Genomic DNA, 2,310 nt, shown 5'->3' on the forward strand with positions numbered 1-2,310 from the left:
GGCCAGCGATGCATGCGGAGTTGGCCAAGCTCGACCCTGAAACGGGCGCCCGCTTGGCACCCAACGACAGCCAGCGCATCCAGCGCGCGCTGGAAGTCATCCGCCTGACCGGCCAGCCCCTGAGCGCACTGCATGCCGCGTCGCGTGACGAAGGCGTCGACTGGCCGTTGTTCTCGTTGGAGCCTGATGACCGCGCATGGCTGCACGGGCGGCTGGCGCAGCGGTTTGACGCGATGCTGGCTGCTGGCTTGGTCGATGAGGTCAAGGGGCTGCGTGCGCGCGGTGACCTGTCGTTGGCGCTGCCATCGATGCGCTGCGTCGGCTACCGGCAGGTGTGGGAGGCGCTGGACGCCAACGACTTCGCCGACCTGCGCGACCGCGGCGTCGCGGCGACGCGTCAGCTTGCCAAGCGGCAAGTGACCTGGCTGCGCAGCATGCCCAAGCGTCGCGTCATTGCCTGTGATGGGCCGCAGCCGATTCCTGAATTGCTGGCTGGATTGCAGAGGCTGCTGAACGCATGACGGTTCTCTCCGCTCGCGGGCTCGTGAAGAGTTACGCCGACACGCCGGTGTTTGCCGGCATTGATCTGGACCTGGCCCCTGGCGAGATCGTTGCGCTGTTGGGCGAGTCGGGCAGTGGCAAGTCGACGTTGCTGAACTGTCTGGCGGGGTTGGACGAGGCCGATGCGGGCTCGATCACGCTGGCAGGGCAGGACTTGCGGCCACTGGACGATGAAGCCCGATCAGCGTTGCGGCGGGAGAAGCTGGGGTTTATCTTCCAGGCCTTCCACCTGCTGCCGCATCTGAGCGTGGCGGACAACGTGGCGTTGCCGTTGCGGCTGCTGGGTTTGCGTGACGACGGCCGGGTGGCGGAGATGCTGGCGGCGGTGAACCTTGGGGCGTTTGCCGCTCGCATGCCGCGGCAACTGTCAGGTGGGCAGCTACAACGTGTGGCGATTGCGAGAGCGCTGGTGCACAAGCCTCGCCTCGTTCTGGCGGATGAGCCGACGGGCAATCTCGATGCGCGGCATGCGGCTGAAGTGCTGGAGTTGCTGCGGCGTTGCACGCACGAGGCTGGCGCGGCTTGCTTGCTCGTGACTCACTCTGAAGTTGCCGCTCAATCGGCTGATCGGCGGTTGCGGCTGGATGCGACAGGGTTGCATGAGGCGTAACTTTGGCTTGGCGCCAAGGCTCAGCCGGGATTTCGTCCCGGCGGCCGACCTACTTTTTGCGCCGCCAAAAAGTAGGCAAAAAGCTCTCCCCTGCAAAACCGCCCCTGACGGGGTCCCCTGCGATGCTCGAAGCCCAGGGCCGCGCCCAACTCACTTCGCTACGCTCCGTTCAAACAAAGGGGCGCGAAGTCAGAGCTTGAGGCTCGCTGCGCTCGCGCCCTGGGCTTCTGCGCTTCTCGGCGGTTTAGAAGGGGAGGCCCCGGAACAGCCAACAGCCAGGCCCACAAGCCGGCTGGCGCCGGCTGTTCATCACCCCCCCTCTGAGCCCGCCGAGGAACGSAARGCCTTGAGGCCGCGCGCGCAGCGCGCTTCAAGTTCTGACTTCGCGCAGTTGTTTGAGCGCAGCGTAGCGAAGCGAGTTCTGCGCGAGGCCTCAAGGCTTGAGTACCGCAGGGCAGCCCGCTGCGAAGCTAAGGGCCGGGCGGTTCGGGGGCGACTTTTTGCCTTCTTTTTGGTCGCTCAAAAAGAAGGTCGCCCGCCGGGGCGAACTCCCGGCATGGGCCTCGCCAGCAAGCAAGCGCAACGAAAAGCGCCCAAGGCGGCCTGCCCATGCTGACCCTCTGGCGCCACCTCACCTGGCCCACCTGGCGCGACCACCCCGGGCGCGTGCTGCTCGCCATCGTCGCCGTCATGCTCGGCGTCGCCCTCGCCTTCGGCGTGCACCTGCTCAACGGCGCCGCGCTGACCGAGTTCGCCCGCGCCGCCCGCAGCGTCAACGGCCAGCCCGACCTGATCGTGCGCGCCCGCTCCGGCCCGCTGACCGACGCCGACTTCGCCGAGCTGCTCAACCGCCCCGAAGTCGCCACCGCCAGCCCGGTCATCGAAGCCCAGGCGCTGTGGCCCGGCCAGACCGGCCCCGAAGGCCGCGGCCTGTCCATTCGCCTCATCGGGCTGGACCCACTCGCCCTACTCGCCTCCGCCGCTTCCGGCCACCCCATCGCACCCGAGCTGACGCCCCAGGTCGACGGAGGCTGGACCCAGCTGCTGGGCGCCAACACCGTGCACCTGAACGCCGCGGCCCGCGCGCTGCTGCCACCCGATGCCACGACGCTGAAGCTGCGCGTCGCGCTGCCCGGCAG

At 68.0% G+C, this 2,310-nt stretch carries 2 protein-coding genes and 1 pseudogene; all 3 read left to right on the top strand.

Annotated elements, in window-relative coordinates:
- A partial coding sequence (locus AC1DU6_RS27945; RefSeq protein ID WP_477861106.1) for a tRNA (adenosine(37)-N6)-dimethylallyltransferase occupies window positions 1–521 on the top strand: 521 nt, incomplete at its 5' end.
- A complete protein-coding gene (locus AC1DU6_RS27950) occupies window positions 518–1,171 on the top strand; it encodes an ABC transporter ATP-binding protein (protein WP_457324141.1) in 654 nt (217 codons plus the stop codon). The genes AC1DU6_RS27945 and AC1DU6_RS27950, both read left to right, overlap by 4 nt.
- A 609-nt stretch (window positions 1,172–1,780) precedes the next feature.
- A pseudogene (locus AC1DU6_RS27955) lies at window positions 1,781–2,310 on the top strand (ABC transporter permease); the annotation flags it as partial.

It is taken from the genome of Roseateles sp. P5_B10, assembly GCF_056400485.1.

Excerpts from the sequence above, each read along its gene's own strand:
- AC1DU6_RS27950 (WP_457324141.1), top strand. The coding sequence starts at position 518 with ATGACGGTTCTCTCCGCTCGCGGGCTCGTGAAGAGTTACGCCGACACG.